Below are 1,019 nucleotides of genomic sequence, written 5' to 3'. Positions count from 1 at the left end.
AGGGTGCGTGCCTGGCTGAAGTCATCATCTTCAGCCCGCAGGGTGTAAGCAGTGCGCACCAGGGAGCCATCAGACTCCCAGTTACCTTCGCCAGCGCGTGCCACATCGGCATGCGGGCCACCCAGGCTGTTCGGTGCGTAAGTCGGAACAGACGGGTCGTTAAAGTTATAACGCATCGACCCATCATGTGAATAGTTGTTCACCGGTGCCGCGTGGGGTGCGTTCACCGGCAGCTGCGCGAAGTTAGTGCCGATGCGGTAGCGGTGCGCATCCGGGTAGGAGAAGATACGTCCGAGCAGCATCTTATCGGGTGAAGCCGCAATGCCGGGCACAAAGTTTGAGGGGGAGAAGGCAGCCTGCTCAATTTCGGCGAAGAAATTCTGCGGGTTGCGATCCAGCACCATGCGACCCACCTTGACCAGCGGGTAATCCGAGTGCGGCCACACCTTCGTCAGATCGAAGGGGTTAATGCGGTAGGTCTTCGCGTCCTCATAGGGCATGATCTGCACATAGAGCGTCCAGGCGGGGTAGTCGCCACGCTCGATAGCCTCGCGCAGGTCGCGGCGGTGGAAGTCAGCATCCTTGCCCGCCATTTCATCGGCCTGAGCCTGGGTGAAGAACTCGTTGCCCTGCTCGGTCTTGAAGTGGTACTTAACCCAGAAGCGCTCGCCCTCGGCGTTAATCCACTGGGAGGTGTGAGAGCCGAAGCCGTCCATGTGGCGTAGGGTGCGGGGTAGGCCGCGGTCGCCCATCAGCCAGGTTACCTGGTGCGCCGTTGCGGGATTCAGGCTCCAGAAATCCCACTGCATGTCGTTATCGCGCAGGCCCGAACCGGGCATACGCTTCTGCGAGTGGATAAAGTCGGGGAACTTGATGGCATCGCGAATGAAGAAGATAGGAGTGTTATTACCTACCAGGTCGTAGTTGCCTTCGGTGGTGTAGAATTTCACCGCGAAACCGCGTGGGTCACGCCAGGTATCGGGGGAGCCGGATTCGCCCGCCACGGTTGAGAAACGAAT

General features: G+C 59.7%; 1 protein-coding gene. It reads right to left on the bottom strand.

The window, feature by feature from the left end:
* Window positions 1–1,019, bottom strand: a 1,019-nt coding sequence (locus Q4P78_RS09470; RefSeq protein WP_303340117.1) for a catalase, incomplete at both ends; no start/stop codon positions are given.

It is taken from the genome of Rothia sp. (in: high G+C Gram-positive bacteria), assembly GCF_030540545.1.
In the GTDB taxonomy this organism is placed as follows: Bacteria; Actinomycetota; Actinomycetes; order Actinomycetales; family Micrococcaceae; genus Rothia.
The sequence above is the reverse complement of the archived record's forward strand: the minus strand, read 5'-3'. Positions and strand labels throughout refer to the sequence as shown.